The 13,910-nt window shown below is 60.8% G+C and carries 11 protein-coding genes and 2 pseudogenes; 9 read left to right on the forward strand and 4 right to left on the reverse strand.

Annotated features, from left to right (window positions below; genetic code table 11):
- Positions 1-127 precede the first annotated feature (127 nt).
- The 4 genes and pseudogenes from V2S85_RS25785 to V2S85_RS25795 all read left to right on the forward strand — a co-directional run.
- A pseudogene (locus tag V2S85_RS25785) lies at positions 128-286 on the forward strand (IS481 family transposase); the annotation flags it as partial.
- A 272-nt stretch (positions 287-558) separates the two neighbouring features.
- Positions 559-1,290, forward strand: a complete 732-nt coding sequence (gene aqpZ / locus V2S85_RS25790; protein ID WP_330705652.1) for an aquaporin Z — start codon at positions 559-561, stop codon at positions 1,288-1,290.
- A 107-nt stretch (positions 1,291-1,397) separates the two neighbouring features.
- A complete protein-coding gene (locus V2S85_RS27340; RefSeq protein ID WP_419198238.1) occupies positions 1,398-1,718 on the forward strand; it encodes a DUF7662 domain-containing protein in 321 nt (106 codons plus the stop codon).
- Between the two features lie 28 nt (positions 1,719-1,746).
- Positions 1,747-2,121, forward strand: a pseudogene (locus tag V2S85_RS25795) (integrase); the annotation flags it as partial.
- A 280-nt stretch (positions 2,122-2,401) separates the two neighbouring features.
- Here V2S85_RS25795 and V2S85_RS25800 read toward each other — a convergent pair.
- Positions 2,402-2,749, reverse strand: a complete 348-nt coding sequence (locus V2S85_RS25800) for a PilZ domain-containing protein (protein WP_330705653.1) — start codon at positions 2,747-2,749, stop codon at positions 2,402-2,404.
- Between the two features lie 356 nt (positions 2,750-3,105).
- On the reverse strand, positions 3,106-5,121 hold the full coding sequence (locus V2S85_RS25805) for a PAS domain S-box protein (RefSeq protein ID WP_330705654.1): 2,016 nt from the start codon (positions 5,119-5,121) through the stop codon (positions 3,106-3,108).
- A gap of 210 nt (positions 5,122-5,331) precedes the next feature.
- Here V2S85_RS25805 and V2S85_RS25810 point away from each other — a divergent pair, with 210 nt between their 5' ends.
- Positions 5,332-5,712 carry a response regulator gene (locus tag V2S85_RS25810; protein ID WP_330705655.1) on the forward strand — a complete coding sequence of 127 codons (381 nt, stop codon included), beginning with the start codon at positions 5,332-5,334 and terminating at the stop codon, positions 5,710-5,712.
- A 468-nt stretch (positions 5,713-6,180) separates the two neighbouring features.
- Here the strand turns inward: V2S85_RS25810 and V2S85_RS25815 are convergent, their stop codons facing one another.
- A complete protein-coding gene (locus tag V2S85_RS25815; RefSeq protein ID WP_330705656.1) occupies positions 6,181-6,681 on the reverse strand; it encodes a MucR family transcriptional regulator in 501 nt (166 codons plus the stop codon).
- Positions 6,682-7,065: 384 nt separating this feature from the next.
- Between V2S85_RS25815 and V2S85_RS25820 the strand changes: the two genes are divergently transcribed.
- A complete protein-coding gene (locus V2S85_RS25820) occupies positions 7,066-7,467 on the forward strand; it encodes a hypothetical protein (RefSeq protein WP_330705657.1) in 402 nt (133 codons plus the stop codon).
- Between the two features lie 437 nt (positions 7,468-7,904).
- On the opposite strand, the gene V2S85_RS25825 is transcribed toward V2S85_RS25820, so the two are convergent.
- Positions 7,905-9,041 (reverse strand): GGDEF domain-containing protein, encoded by a 1,137-nt coding sequence (locus tag V2S85_RS25825; protein ID WP_330705658.1) that lies wholly within the window; start codon positions 9,039-9,041, stop codon positions 7,905-7,907.
- A 1,567-nt stretch (positions 9,042-10,608) separates the two neighbouring features.
- Between V2S85_RS25825 and V2S85_RS25830 the strand changes: the two genes are divergently transcribed.
- The 3 genes from V2S85_RS25830 (at position 10,609) to V2S85_RS25840 (ending at position 13,378) form a co-directional block, all read left to right on the forward strand.
- Positions 10,609-10,812 (forward strand): hypothetical protein, encoded by a 204-nt coding sequence (locus V2S85_RS25830; protein ID WP_330705659.1) that lies wholly within the window; start codon positions 10,609-10,611, stop codon positions 10,810-10,812.
- Positions 10,806-11,192 (forward strand): hypothetical protein, encoded by a 387-nt coding sequence (locus V2S85_RS25835; protein ID WP_330705660.1) that lies wholly within the window; start codon positions 10,806-10,808, stop codon positions 11,190-11,192. Before V2S85_RS25830 ends, V2S85_RS25835 begins: the two co-directional genes overlap by 7 nt.
- A gap of 479 nt (positions 11,193-11,671) precedes the next feature.
- A complete protein-coding gene (locus V2S85_RS25840; RefSeq protein WP_330705661.1) occupies positions 11,672-13,378 on the forward strand; it encodes a TolC family protein in 1,707 nt (568 codons plus the stop codon).
- The last annotated feature ends 532 nt before the right edge of the window (positions 13,379-13,910 follow it).

Genomic DNA, 13,910 nt, shown 5'->3' on the forward strand with positions numbered 1-13,910 from the left:
CGGGGCGTTCGTATCGAAACATGTTTCGAAATCAGTTTCATCTCTCACTGGTAACCTCGCCATTCATTGCGGCGAAACTTAACAACCTCGGAGCATCTGAAAATGTGGGGGATCTTTACCGCTTACAACCCAAGACGAGTTGCACGAGCATCTCGGCAACTTCGTCGCAGCCTACAACTTCGCTAAGCGGCTGAAGACCCTCCAGTACCTCACACCATATGAGTTCATCTGCAAATGCGGGACAAAAGAACTCCAGCGTTGCACATTAAATCCGCACCATCAAATCCGTGACCAAACATCCAATGCCGCGCAACGCGAGATAGAGGCGCTTTACGCCGCGCGCTTGTCGGCGGTGAAGAACGCTGAAGCCTGCGGAAAAGCGAGGGTTTCGGCAGATTTGAAGTAATCGGAACTGCAAATTTTGAGTAAATATGCATCTTTGAGGTGCACTGACATCCCAATTGAGGCCGAAGCGTGACGATGCTACGCCATGCCACCTGGGGGGATGATCGAGTCCCTTACAGCGGAGCAACAATACACACGCACAGGGGAGGGTTTATGGCCATATCGAAGCGGTGCATCGCCGAGCTTTTCGGCACTTTCTGGCTTGTATTGGGCGGTTGCGGCAGCGCCGTACTCGCCGCAGGCTTCCCTGAGATTGGCATCGGCTTCGTTGGAGTCAGCTTGGCGTTTGGCCTCACGGTCCTGACGATGGCATATTCAGTCGGGCATATTTCCGGCTGCCACCTCAATCCAGCCGTGACTGTAGGGCTTTGGGCGGGCGGTCGCTTCCCGGCGAAGGATATTGTTCCTTACGTCGTCGCACAGGTCGCAGGCGCTATTGCTGCCACAGCGATCATCTATCTGATCGCCAGCGGCAAGACGGGGTTCACACTCGCGGCCAATAGCCTTGCCGTCAACGGCTACGGCAGCCAGTCGCCGGACGGCTATAACCTCACCTCGGGGCTGGTCGCCGAGATCGTGCTGACATTCGGCTTCCTAGTCGTTATCCTCGGCTCGACCGATACGCGCGCGCCTTCAGGCTTCGCTCCGATCGCCATCGGCCTCGCATTGACCCTCATTCATCTGATCAGCATTCCGGTGACGAACACGTCGGTCAATCCAGCCCGCAGCACCGGTCCAGCGCTGCTGGTGGGTGGTCTCGCCCTGCAGCAGCTCTGGCTGTTCTGGATCGCACCGATTGTTGGAGCTGCGCTTGCAGGCCTGGCCTATCGTAGCCTCGCCGGGGATCCACCTTCCGCACCGCCGATCACCGGCGACCGGAATTAAGCCATGAAGTGTGCCCCTTGCCGCAAGGGACCGGCGGCGATTTCGTAGAAGCAATGGGGGGGCTAGGTAACGCAAAACCGGGGACGGCGACAGCAGGCAGATGATGGATGGGAAAATACGCGCCCCTTGGCACCTTTTTGCGACGCTGGAAGAACAAGCACGATCTGGATCAACTCGAACTGACGTTCGCTGACATCGAGAGAATTATTGGCGCATTGCTGCCAAACAGCGCGAGCAAGCACGATTGGTGGCGAAACGAAGCTAGTCTCGAGCGTGGGCATAAACAGAGCCGATCATGGCTTGAGGCGGGCTTCGAGGCTCACCCTTTGAAGGGAACAGAACGGGTGAGATTTCGGAGAAGATGTTCATCACTCACCCAAGCCTGCGAGAAAGTAGATGTAACATCCTCAGGAGAATCGACCGCGTAGAAGGAGGCATCGCGGCATGGTGCCGGTCGGCGGGATCGAACGGGGCGCACTGTTCCGAAAGGTTGAGATGCAATTCGACGGAACTATCGCCGGCGTCGGCGCAGCCGGGCTTCATCCCAACAGCGTGACGCTCATCTACCGCCGCCTTATCCGGGCCGCTTACGCCCAAAAGCTCCTGGGTCCGATCGGTGAAGCGGAGCTGGAGCGCTGGGTGGCAGCAGTATCGAGCCATTCGATCCGGGTGGGCGTCGCCCAGGATAATTTTGCCGCCGGGCAAAGCCTGCCGGCGATTATGCAGTCCTATCGCTGGAGAGATCCCAAGACCGTGATGCGCTACGGTGAACAACTCGCCGCGAAAAGCAGCGCAAGCGCTCGTCTCGCCAAGAGGTTTAAGCGTTCATGAAGCGGGTATCGCAGGATTTTACCATAACGGTTTGCTAAGCCCGACGACCTCTTAGGCCTTCGCGATAGCCCCAGCGCCTGTGCGATGGCGCCGGCAGCGCACCATTCGTCGCCGGCAACTCACGTTACGTCCAATGGCTGTGGTCATCCGCTGCCATCGCTCATACGTCGGCACCGAGCCGGCAGGGGATCCACCCGCATCGGGCCCACTCCCGGCGGCCATGGCGTAGACAGGTCGCCGGGAGACCAACTCCATGCTTCCCAATCCTACCCGGTTGTGCCTATGAAGCACGGGCGCCGCCCCGCAGTCGCCGGTTGGGTTGAAGTTTGGCGACAAGCTTTGCGAAATCATCCGCGCGTATCAGTCGCTCGAACTGGAACCCGGCGCGATCGCCGTGTGACCAGACGAGATGACCTTCGATCTGACCCACTATCGGAAGGCGAAAAGTGAGACGCTCGCCGCGCTCGAGATCGGGCCCGCCCCGGATCATGCAGCCGTGGGGTGAGATGTTGGCTACGTGCAATTCGAGTTCGCCAAGCTGGCGATGTTCACCGGTCGCGGTGTAGTCGATCGGTCGCCGCACCGTGCCCCGCATCTCGGTGACGCTAAGGCTTGCCCTTGCGTTCAAGCCGCCCGCCCGGAGGAATGCTCCCGGCTGCAGGCCGGGCACCGCCGCCGGAAGGTACAATCGGTCTGCCCCGCATTGCAAAACCAAGGCGTACGCAATGCCACGCGAAGATACTGGATCAGTCGTTTTATCATGCCTCAGCCCAGCGGCTACAAGTGAGCATATGAAAGCCGGGAATGGTGAAGATTCGGTTACGCCCGCGGCAGAACCTCTAAAATTCGCGGTCAGCCATCCTGGCCCGGTCGGGGGCGATCGGTCGGTGCGCCAACCTATGCCGGAAACGGCGATGATCCCGGATCATAAGCCGCACCCTCAAGCGTGGGATCGGCGTGGGGATGGACCGAGTTGTGAAGTGCTTACATCTGCGCCGCATTGGTTCGCATGGCCAGTTCGAGGGTGCATCGCAGTCCTTCCGGAGCGAACTCGAACCAGGCAGCGCCGTCCTCACCTTTTATAGCTCGCTCGATCATCCGGGAGCCAAAGCCCTTGCGGCCTGGCGGAACCACAACCGGACCATTGGATTCGCGCCAGCACAGGCTGAGTTTCGGTGCGCCTGTCTGCTCAACCCATTCCCATGCCAGATCGACACGGCCCTCGGCATTTGAGAGCGCCCCGTATTTGACCGCGTTGGTGCCAAGCTCATGGAGCGTCATGGCAATCAGCAGGGCCTGGTTCGAAGTGAGCCGTACGTCAGGACCAGCAATCGCGAACCGCTCTTGATCCTCCTGCAGGAAGGGCCGTAGCGCGCGTTTGACCACATTCGCCACCTCCACAGCGTCCCAATCCTGCTGGGTGAGCAGGTCGTGCGCGCCCGAGAGCGCATGCAACCGTGCAATGAAGGCCTCGACCTCATGCTTGGGCCCCTCGCGGAACGTCTGCGAGGCCATCGCCTGCACCGTGGCAAGGGTGTTCTTGACCCGGTGCTTGATCTCGTGGAGCAGAAGCTCCTTGGCCTCTTCGGCGCGGCGGCGCTGGCTTATCTCGATCTGCGCGGCACCGTGCAGCCTCGCATTGTCGATCGCCACCGCGGCCTGTCCGGCAATGGCGGATATCAGCGTCTCGGTTTCCGGCCCGAAAATGCCTGGCTCATCATGGCCGAAGAATAGCCCGCCCAGTACTTCACCTGACGATGAGAGGACCGGGACCGCCAGATAGCTCACGACGGGAAGATGGCCTGCGGGCATGCCTTGATGGGGTGGGTTATGGCCGTAGCGCGGGTCCTTCCGGATATCATCCGACCGCACGACGCCGGCCCCTTCGAAGGTCGGGCGAAAGATCGCCGTGTTGCGCGGCATTCCGAACCTCTCGAACGCTTCGCGAGGTGCACCCGACAGCGTATAGAGGAGGTAGGACTCTCCATCGTTGTCGGTGACGTTGTAGAAGAATGCGCCGAACCTGGCACCGCTCAGTTCGGTGCCGATATCGGTCACCGCCTGTACGATGCGGTCCAGGTCGAGGTCGCGCGAGATGATCGTCGAAACGCGGTTGAGAGTTTCAAGATGATGGGTCTGACGCAGCAGCCTGGCCTCGTGCCGCTTTCGCTCGGTGATGTCCCGGGCGATCTTCGACGCTCCTACTACCGTCCCATCGCCGCGCCTGACTGGCGAGACGGTCAGTGAGATGTCGAAGGTGCTGCCGTCGTTGCGCTGACGCACCGTCTCATAATGCTCGACCCGTTCGCCGCGCCGGAGCCGGGCTATGATATCGGTCTCCTCGCCATGCCGATCCTGTGGGATGAGCGTGAGGATTGACTGGCCGATGATCTCCTTGGCCGTGTAGCCGAACATGCGTTCGGCAGCATCGTTCCAACTCGTGATCGTGCCGTCCAGGGTCTTGCTGATGATGGCATCGCCCGACGACTCGACGATAGCTGCGAGCCGCTGCGCGGCCTCTTCAGACTGCTTTCGCTCGCTGATGTCGACCAGCATGTTGACCGCACCGATGAGCACGCCGGCGTCATCGAACAGCGGCGTGGGGTAGGGGATGAACCAGTACCGGGACCCATCGGGCCGCTGTGCGATCGCCTCGGCGCCTCGTACCTCCTTGCCGGCCTTCAACGCGGCGGCCATCGGGCAGTCCTCGTGCCGCATCGGAGTTCCGTCGGGCCAATACAATTTCCAGGATCCGCACCACCAGTCCTCGCCGATGCGGGGCTGCCGGCCCCAGAGCGCGGCCGCCGCTTCGTTGTAAAAGGTTATCCGCCCCTCGGCGTCGGTTGTATAAAGCGCGGCCGGGAGGCTTTGCACGATCTGTCGGAATGGAGCTTCGGGGTACCGGGCTTCAAGCCCGCCCTTAGAAATGGCATGGTCAAGGGAGGGAGCGTGGTTGTGTCCATCGCTTTCCTCATTCCGGCCGGCGGCAGCGCGACTCATGGCTTCATCCCGGGGGTAAGACGAGCACGGGGGCACAGAGATTTTGAATCTGACATTCTTGGGGAACCCTCCAGAGGCCTGATGAGTTCCAGTGGCGGATCAATGCATGCCGTGTGTTACGGTAGACCGGCAGAGAGGCCCCAAAAGTGCTGTTCACGTACCAAACCGTCTTCTCTCGGCCCGTTCCTTCCTTATCCTGATCTCTGCCACATGAGTTCGTTGCCCATATCTTCCCGCTGCGCGGTGGTCGTTGAAGACGAGTGGCTGGTCCGCATGGAGATCGCCGATGGGTTGGAAGCGGCGGGTTGGCAGGTTCTGGAATTTTCTTCCGGGGAGGCGGCGGTTGCGATCCTCGACGGGCAGTCACCGCCTCACCTGCTCGTTACCGATATACGCCTGCTCGGGGCGATGTCCGGTTGGGACCTTGCGCAGGCTTATCGGACGACATGGCCCGAGATCGCGGTCATCTATGCGTCAGCCAATCCCCAGCTGGGAGACCGGCAGGTGGCCAATAGTGTCTTTATGGAAAAGCCCTCCAGGGTCGCTGAGTTGGTGATTACAGCCGACCGGTTGTGGAACGGCGGACGCTGAGATCATGCTGCAACGGAGTACGCTGGCTGTCACGGCGCCGATGGCGAACCATTGAGCGATGTCGGCAGGGTTGGCCGGAAGCGAAGCGGCGGTCGGAGCGCCCGCCGCATTATTTATCTTTTCGCCGGGAGGATAAACGATGGCCGATCGCAACGCCGGCGACGCCTATCGCCAGAAGCAATATGCCACTGGGTTCAGGGAGCTGAGCCCAGCCAGCAGCATAGGCCGGCGGCGAGGCCAAGAGAGCAGGGAGGAGCGCCGGCAGGTACCTGAGAAATGGAACCCGGAATCGCCTGGCAGCGGGTTTGCGGCTCCCAGATCGGCCTACAGAATGACAGCGGGCCCGTCCCCATACGAACTGCTTCGCGGTGACATGGCCTGCTATCGCCTCCGTCGCCGGACCGTGCACGCTAACTCTCCCATCAACGCCACAGGTGCATCTCTCACACGCAGGCCTCAAATTGATAATCATGAATGCGCTGGCGTCGGTTCCTTTTTAACCCGGGGAGCCCGGCGCCTGGGCTTTGGCGCGTCGGCGACTGGAGCCGCGATCACGGCAGCGGCTCTGCTCTTTCGTCCGAGCCCGATCTGCTTGGCGAGTTCGCGGCGCTTTTGCGCATAATTAGGGGCGACCATGGGATAATCGCCAGCCAGGCGCCACTTCGTCCGATACTCCTGCGGGGTCATTCGATAGTTGGTCATCAGATACCGCTTGAGCATCGTGACCTTCTTTCCGTCTTCGAGGCAGACCAGATAGTCGGGCTTGACCGACGCTCTAATGGAAACCGCTGGTTGCTGGGGAACATCATCAGGAGCGGGCGCCTGGCCGAGAACTGTCAGCACCGCATAGACATTTTCGATAAGCGCCGCCAGCTCCGGCATCGTAACGCTGTTGTTTGACAGATGCGCCGAGATGATATCCACCGTCAGCGTAATCAATAGGCGGGATCTGTCGGTGGTATCGGTCAATTTAAGAAATCCCGGCCTTGAGTGTCGCGGTCGATCGCTGGTGTCCTGCGGACGAGTAGGCCCTATTTGTTTTGATGGGAAGGAAGGAATGGAGAGGGGCGCCGGACATCATTCGCCCACGAGGGTTCGCCTTTCGAACTTCGCCCAGGGCCGATAACAGCAAGTGTTGCCCGAGCATTCCAGTTTGATACCAGCTCGGCCACGTGCGCCGTCGCCAAGGGCCGGCCGAACAGAACCCCCTGACCGACGCGGCGCCCCGTTTGTCCGTCGGGCGCCTTTCTGCCGCGACAAGCCGGTCGTTCCGACTTGCTGCTGTCACGATCCTCAGTTACTGGTTGCTAATAGATCGCAACAACCATGGGGGCTAGCGCAGAAGGACGGAGCATGAGTCGCCATTTCACGCCGCCCACGCCCGAGGCAACCGCCGTGACGGCAATCTTGATCGACGCCGCGCGGTGCTGGCGAGAAGCACGCGATAGTGGGCAATCGGTCCAGCCCTGCCTCTCCCGGACACTCGATCGGCATGATTGCGCCATACTCGCGCCGGTGCTCGACAGTCTCTGCCTGTTCTATGAAGCAGCGCTCGAGCGGCCCATGACGGTCGGTGATGCGTTCAACGTGTCTGACGATGAGCATCTGTTGCTCGGCCTGGTGGACGGCTCCAGGCCGCGCCAATGCCTCGCCTGTACGCAGGACGTGAGCGCCACGCTCGCCTGCGCAGTCTGTTCTACCCGCATCATGCTGATGCTCACTCTCGGCGATCCAAGCGCGCGGAGGCTACAGTAAGCGGTCTCGGGTTAAGCGCGACGAGCTTGATGGAATCTCGCACTGGTCAGCGCGTGCGTCACATGCCGGACGCCGGCAGGCCATCGAATTGGTGCGCCGGAAAATGCCTTCGAAACCCGGGACGCTTCATTCGCTTATCCAGCGAAGAACGAACTTGAGGTTCATGAGAGACAGAAACTGTTGTGTCCAGGTCCGGCGCGCCGCTCACCGTGGCGGCACGAACGCGCAGGCCGCAGGCGATTTCGGGAGGCATTGGCATCAGCGCGCCCCACCCTATGACAATCTCAAAGTCTATTTTTAGATCGTCGGCCAGCCAACGGAAGGGATTTCCGGACTCCTGGCGATCGGCGTAGAGAATGCTTAGACAGCGCTCGAACTACTCAGACCCCATTGGTGCCAGAAAATAATGCTTGGTCCGTCGAGCCATGCTTGCCCTTTCATTCCATCACCCGGACACAATCGCGTCCGTCGCCTTTGGCTTGATAAAGCGCGCGATCGGCGCGCTCCATCAATGTTTCGATACTGTCATGCTCGCGAGCGAGGGCAATTCCGAAACTGGCGGTTGGCGTTGCGGCACCTGCCACGATACGCGGCGCCATTTCCTTGAACGCGGCGCGCGCCTCTTCAGCCAAGCGCTGCGCTGTGAAGCCCTTACCTGGTGGCAGCAATATGGCAAATTCCTCGCCGCCCAGGCGAGCCATGATGGCGTCACTCGATGCCTGTTCCTTCAGAACTTCGGCAAAACCCCTTATAATCCGATCCCCGCAGCCATGCCCAAAACGGTCATTGATCGATTTGAAGTGATCCAGATCGCTCAAGATGATCGCTGCCGGCATTCCGTGTGTCGGCCGCGTCAGCGCATCGAGTGCACGGGGTTCAAACCCCCGCCGATTGAGCAGGCCCGACAAGGCATCGATTTCCGCTTCTGACCTGATGCCATCCATCACGTCATTTGCGATCACCGCGAAGATGCCAACGGCGGTCATCGCGCAGATCAGAGCATCTGAAATCGAAACGACCAACCAATAGGAGCCTTCAAATCGTTGTCCATCCGGTCCGGAAGCGATCAGAAAGAGCGGCCGTAGAAGGAAGCCGACGCATGAAACGAGGGTCAGACCAAAAAGCACTTGCTCCACCGGGGTCCGCTTCCCCGACCTCCCCACATCGGAAAGCATTAGGAAGCCCACCGTTGCGAGGCCGAAATTGAGGACGATGACACGCGCGAGCAGATTGGCGTCCACGAACTGCTTGTAGAACAGAAAAGCCAGCGAAAGAGCAGCGATGATGCCCAAAGGCACATATCGCGGGCGTTGATTGCGGCGACGGGATAGCCCAACAGATAGGAGCAGCATCGCCAACATCAGGAAGATATTTGCTGAAAATCGAATAACGGGATTTTCCAAAGCGAAGGCGAAATAAAAAATCCCGAAGCATATCGATCTTACAGCATAGGAAATGCTGAATGCCGCGATGTATGGGTAACGGCGATTTTGCCGCCAAATCGCGAATAACGCCGCGCCGAAAATGGCTGACATGCTCGTGTTGAGTAGGCCGATGACGATGTAATAGTTCATAGCATCTGCCCACTCTGTCCTACGAACTGAATCCTCGTCGTGTTACACCGTTAACGTGCACGGGTATCCGTAAATTTCAGATGAATTGTCTCGCCAGCGTCGCGTGTGCGGCTGCGAAAAGTGTAAGTGCGAGGAATCCGCCCAAGGCACGGGCTACCCATGTCGCTTATCATGTGATTACCGTGGGGGACAATGCTGTCGATGGGCCAGCGCCCAGCTAAGATGAAACGCCGCGGCGGTCTCAGCACGTGCTTGAAGGCACCGCCGTCGGCAGTTATCCTGCGCAAATGAATGTCATCGAACGGCTTTCGAGATCCCGGGCTGGCTCCGCACTGCTGATGCTGGCTTCAGCTGCAGCGATTTTTCTTGCTGGGACGCGCTTTGGCGAGTTCCTTGCCATCGTGACGGGCGGCGCTGGATAGCATAGAGCTACATACCGAGCGGCCTCTACTATTGCGACTTGTCGCGTGTGCGCGACGAGCGTTTGAGCAGCCAGCTGCAGGCAACGCCGGATGGGGCGCGGCTGCAAGCAACCCGGCAACACGGCACACCTCCAGCGTCTCCTCGACATATATCAACGTCTCTCGGTTCTGAGCGTCGGCGATCGGAAGATAAGAGCCCCTCGACGCTTGTGAAATATCTTTGTCAGGAGGGGGTGACGATGCGCAAGCATCTGGGCGGGTGGACGTTTGACCCGGAGGCCGGGACGGCAACGGCCGGAGACCTCGTCGTCACCGTCGCTGCGCAAGGCGACGGCACGTTCGCGGTTCGTTTTCCGGCGCCGTTCCGCTCGAGGATCAGATCCGCATCGGCCGCGCGGTCATGCAGGCCTTTGAATGCGCCTCCGGTGCGTCGATAGGTCGCGGATCGGCCTGACTGCGGGGAGCAAGCTCCGCGCGTGTCCCGCCCGTCGGTGCTCGATGGAAGAGCCCATGGGCGGCAGCCGCGCGGCGACGATCCCTGTGCGGCCAGGACCAGGTTGAGACAGAAGCATCGGCTGCGAAGCTCGAGCCGAGCTTCCCCCGGAGGTCGCTTCGCTGCTTTCGCCCACTGCACAGCGTTGTGCCAGCGAGAACGCGAAACGCGCCGATGCGCCTTCGCGGGTTGCACCGCGTTCCGGTCTCTGGAACGCCCAAAAAAAGGGCCAGTCGGAGGACCGGCCCTACAATAAGTTTGGGAGAGGATGCCTGAAAGGCTCCCCCTTATGACGGCGCAGACGCCATGCTGCAAGTGCGAAGAACGCGAAGGGCCGCGCGGTTTTGTGCAAGGGCGTCCGTTTGGCATCGCGATTTGGCTGAAGCGGACCGATCCATGATCTACCTGGAAATGCGCCGGTTCGGCGTCGGGCGTCCAGCATGACAGACTCCCATCGTCCGAGCGGCAGGTGACGTCGATGCCGCGATGCCGACATCGACCGGCTGCTGTCGCGCTCGGTCACAGCGCCAGCTGAGCGGCAGGCTCTTGGAGCGTCGGGCTCCGCCGCTGCCAGTGCGTGAGCAGCGATCAGCATCAGCCTGCCGGGCTCGAGCTTCTTTATCGCGCTGATGACCCGCACTAGAGGGCCGATATGGAATACCGTGTAAAACTCTTGCCCAGGCTTTGCGTCATCGATGCCGATGAGCAGCCCGTCGCCGATGCTCATGTCGTCGAGATCAGCTTCCCGGGCGATGTCATTCAAACCCTTCACGGCCGGGTGAACACCATCACCGGGGCCGGGAGCGCCAAGATCATCGTGGGTGACGTCACGATCCGGGGCGTGCCTCTTTGCTGAGCGAAGCGGCGATCCGCCCAGGCTTGACCCGCAGCACGGTCATTGCCGTATCTCACCAGAGACTGAGCGTACAGATCGGCGACAAACAGCTCGAGCTCCCGTGGAAGAGTGTACGGGGGATCAGTGCAGGACACATTCCCGTCGCCGCAGGCGCCTGGCACCTTGCCCTCACAATTGACGTCCAGGTGGATGCTGGCGAACTTGTTCTGATTGCGACCGAAGCGGATCGGGTCTGGGCAGCGCTTACCGCCGTTCTGCCGGAGGTTCTCGAAGACCTTCCTCTCATCGATATGTGGGCTCCCGTGGTGCTCGCAGGTGCCGTGCCCTTATCGATCTATGATCGCCCGGGAGCCGAAAAGGGGCGGGCTGGACTTCATTGAGGAGCGGACATGATGCGCCCGGCACCATGCCTTCCGGGCACATTAAGGATAGTGCTGCCCCGCGATTAAAACTTTGCAAGGGCAGTCGGCAAACGCAACAATTCGTCACATTCCGATTGAAACGAGCGGCAAAATATGCGAGCCATTATCAATAGGGCTATTTTATGACGATCAGGTTTTGCGACCGCAGCGCTTCGATAGCGCTGTTTCGCGCCCGCCGTGTCAGTCGCCAGCGTCTGCTTGACGGATAGCGAGGCCGTGAAGCGCCGTCCGTAGCGGCGCCTTCCTCCATGCTCAGGCGGATGCGACCACGCGCCTGAGCTATCCCATCGTGGTTTGCTCGACTTGGCGGATGGGCAGTCCTCGTTACCATGCATTTTCCTGTTCACGGCAAGCTCGCGTTTGCCACACTTCTGCTTGCACCGGTTCAGGGCCTCTGTGCGGATTCTGGGCGCAGCGGAGCTGTAGGCAGCTCTCCGATGGCTCGATCGCTGGCTTCTGCTCCTGAAGGCGCGGAAGCGACCGAGCCGATGCCGAACGACAGCCTCGCGGCTGCCGTCGTACAGGCTTATGTCTCCAATTCCTCGCTTGCTGCGGCGCGTTACGATTTGCGCGCCACGGACGACGAGCTTGGCCTTGCCTTGGTGCGTGCTCGCACCACGGTCGATCTTCAAGTCTCTGGCCAGTATGACCTGACCTTACCCGGCCGTACGACCCAGGCATCCCGGCCGCTGGTTGATCGGCTCAATGATCCCAACATCGAGCGCAACAGCCTGGCGTCGAGCCTGATCGCCGACCAGCCCCTTTATGCCGGGGGGCGGATCAGTAGCGCGGTCGCCAGTGCCCGTGCCGGCATCGAGACCGGGCGCGAAGCCCTGCGCGGCGATGAAGGCGACATGCTGGTGAACCTGATCGCCGCCTATAGCGATGTACGCCGCGGCAGCCGGGTCGTGGCCATTCGCGAAACCAACGTCCAGGTGCTCGAGAGAATGCTGGATGAAGTCGCCGCACGCCGCGAAGCGGGCGAATTGACGCGCACCGACATCGCGCAGGCCGAAACCCAGCTTCAGGCAGCCCAAGTCCAACTCGACGGCTCGCGCGCCGAACTGGAATCCAGTCGAGCGACATTTGCTGCGATCGTCGGCCGCGAGCCAGGCACCCTCGCGCAGCCTCCCGCGCTGCCGGGGTTACCGGCGACCATCGATGATGCCTTTGCGAGCGCGGAAGAGGCCAACCCCAACGTGCTGATCGAGCTGGGCTATGCCAAGAAAGCGCTTGGCGTCGATCGTGTCGTGACCGTCTGGAATACGGCTTTCACTCATAGCCGATTCGAGGATCTGCCCTTCGACCTTCGTGGCCGGCGTGGTTCGATCACCTATGCCCTCGAAGCAGGAGCGAGCCGCGAAGAACTCGGCAAAGCGCGGGCCGCGCTGGTGGACGGTTTCGTCGATCGCATTGGCACTTGCCTCGACAGCATTCCACTGCCGATTGTTGCGGGTCCAGCCTCCCAAAGCGACCCATCGCTTTGGATCGAACCCGGCGCGCAGTTCAGGGTGAACGAGGATTTCGGATCGGGCAATAAGGCCTGGGCGCAGGGCGGGCGTTGGTATCTGCGCGTCCTGCCGCACACCTTTGATCCATCCACCCTCGATGGGGGTGCGCACGGACCGTTTGTCGGTGGCTATGGCGGCTATAGTTGGGGCAACGTGACCGGCGGCGTGCTGACCTATAACGGCAGCGTCCGGGCCGATGCCGAGGCTGAACTGGATGCGGCGTCTATGTGGTTTCGCAGCACGGGCGAGATTTGGACTGCGCAGACCCGCATAGGGGCGGATTGGAAAGGGCGCCCCTGTTTCTTCGGCGACCATATTCCCGAAAAATGGGCCGATCTCCTCGACGGATCACTGAAGCGGCTCCACGAGAGCAACGGCATTGGGCCGTTCCGCGTCCGGCTCGGCGTTACCGGTCTTGAGGGCCTGTTCTGGCCCGATGTGCAAACCTTCGTCGGCGAACCGCCCACCGCGCTGGAGCCGGCGTTCGAAACCGAGTTCGAAGTAGCCGATGCCACCCTCGACGACTGGCGAGCAGCGCTGGTCGAAGCGTGGACTGCATTGCGGCGCATATTCGGTCTGCCGCCCCCCAAAGCGGATGTCGTCGAGGAAACGGTGAGGAATGCCACTCGGTAGTCGTTCGGATACCGCTGTCCGGGCCTAATGTGGACTCAGGAGCTGCAGGAGCCTCGCGGATCCCATGACCGTCGCATCTATTGCGCTGGCGTAGCCGCTGCGGCCTTTGAGTTGGAAATGGCGGCACACGGCGGCGAATGGCGGGCCGCATGGGATTCGAACTGGTATGTGGCGACGATACCCTTCGTCTGAACGATAAGTTCAAATTGATACTTTCAGCGAATGTTGGCCTCGGTGGTGGCGAGCCCCCGCAACCACCGATACCGACACTCCCGTATTCCCAGCTTTTGAGCGGTCGCCCTTCGTCGTCCGGCCGGATTCCTGATGCTCGACCCAGCGCAGGATCGTGTTGAGCTCGCCGTGGAGCGTGGCGAAGATTTCTCCGCGCTCCGGGCCTGGTGTCAGGTAAGCGGTAAAGATCCCCCACATTTTCAGATGCTCCGAGGTTGTTAAGTTTCGCCGCAATGAATGGCGAGGTTACCAGTGAGAGATGAAACTGATTTCGAAACATGTTTCGATACGAACGCCCCGG

This window comes from Novosphingobium resinovorum (genome assembly GCF_036352595.1).
In the GTDB taxonomy this organism is placed as follows: domain Bacteria; phylum Pseudomonadota; class Alphaproteobacteria; order Sphingomonadales; family Sphingomonadaceae; genus Novosphingobium; species Novosphingobium resinovorum_B.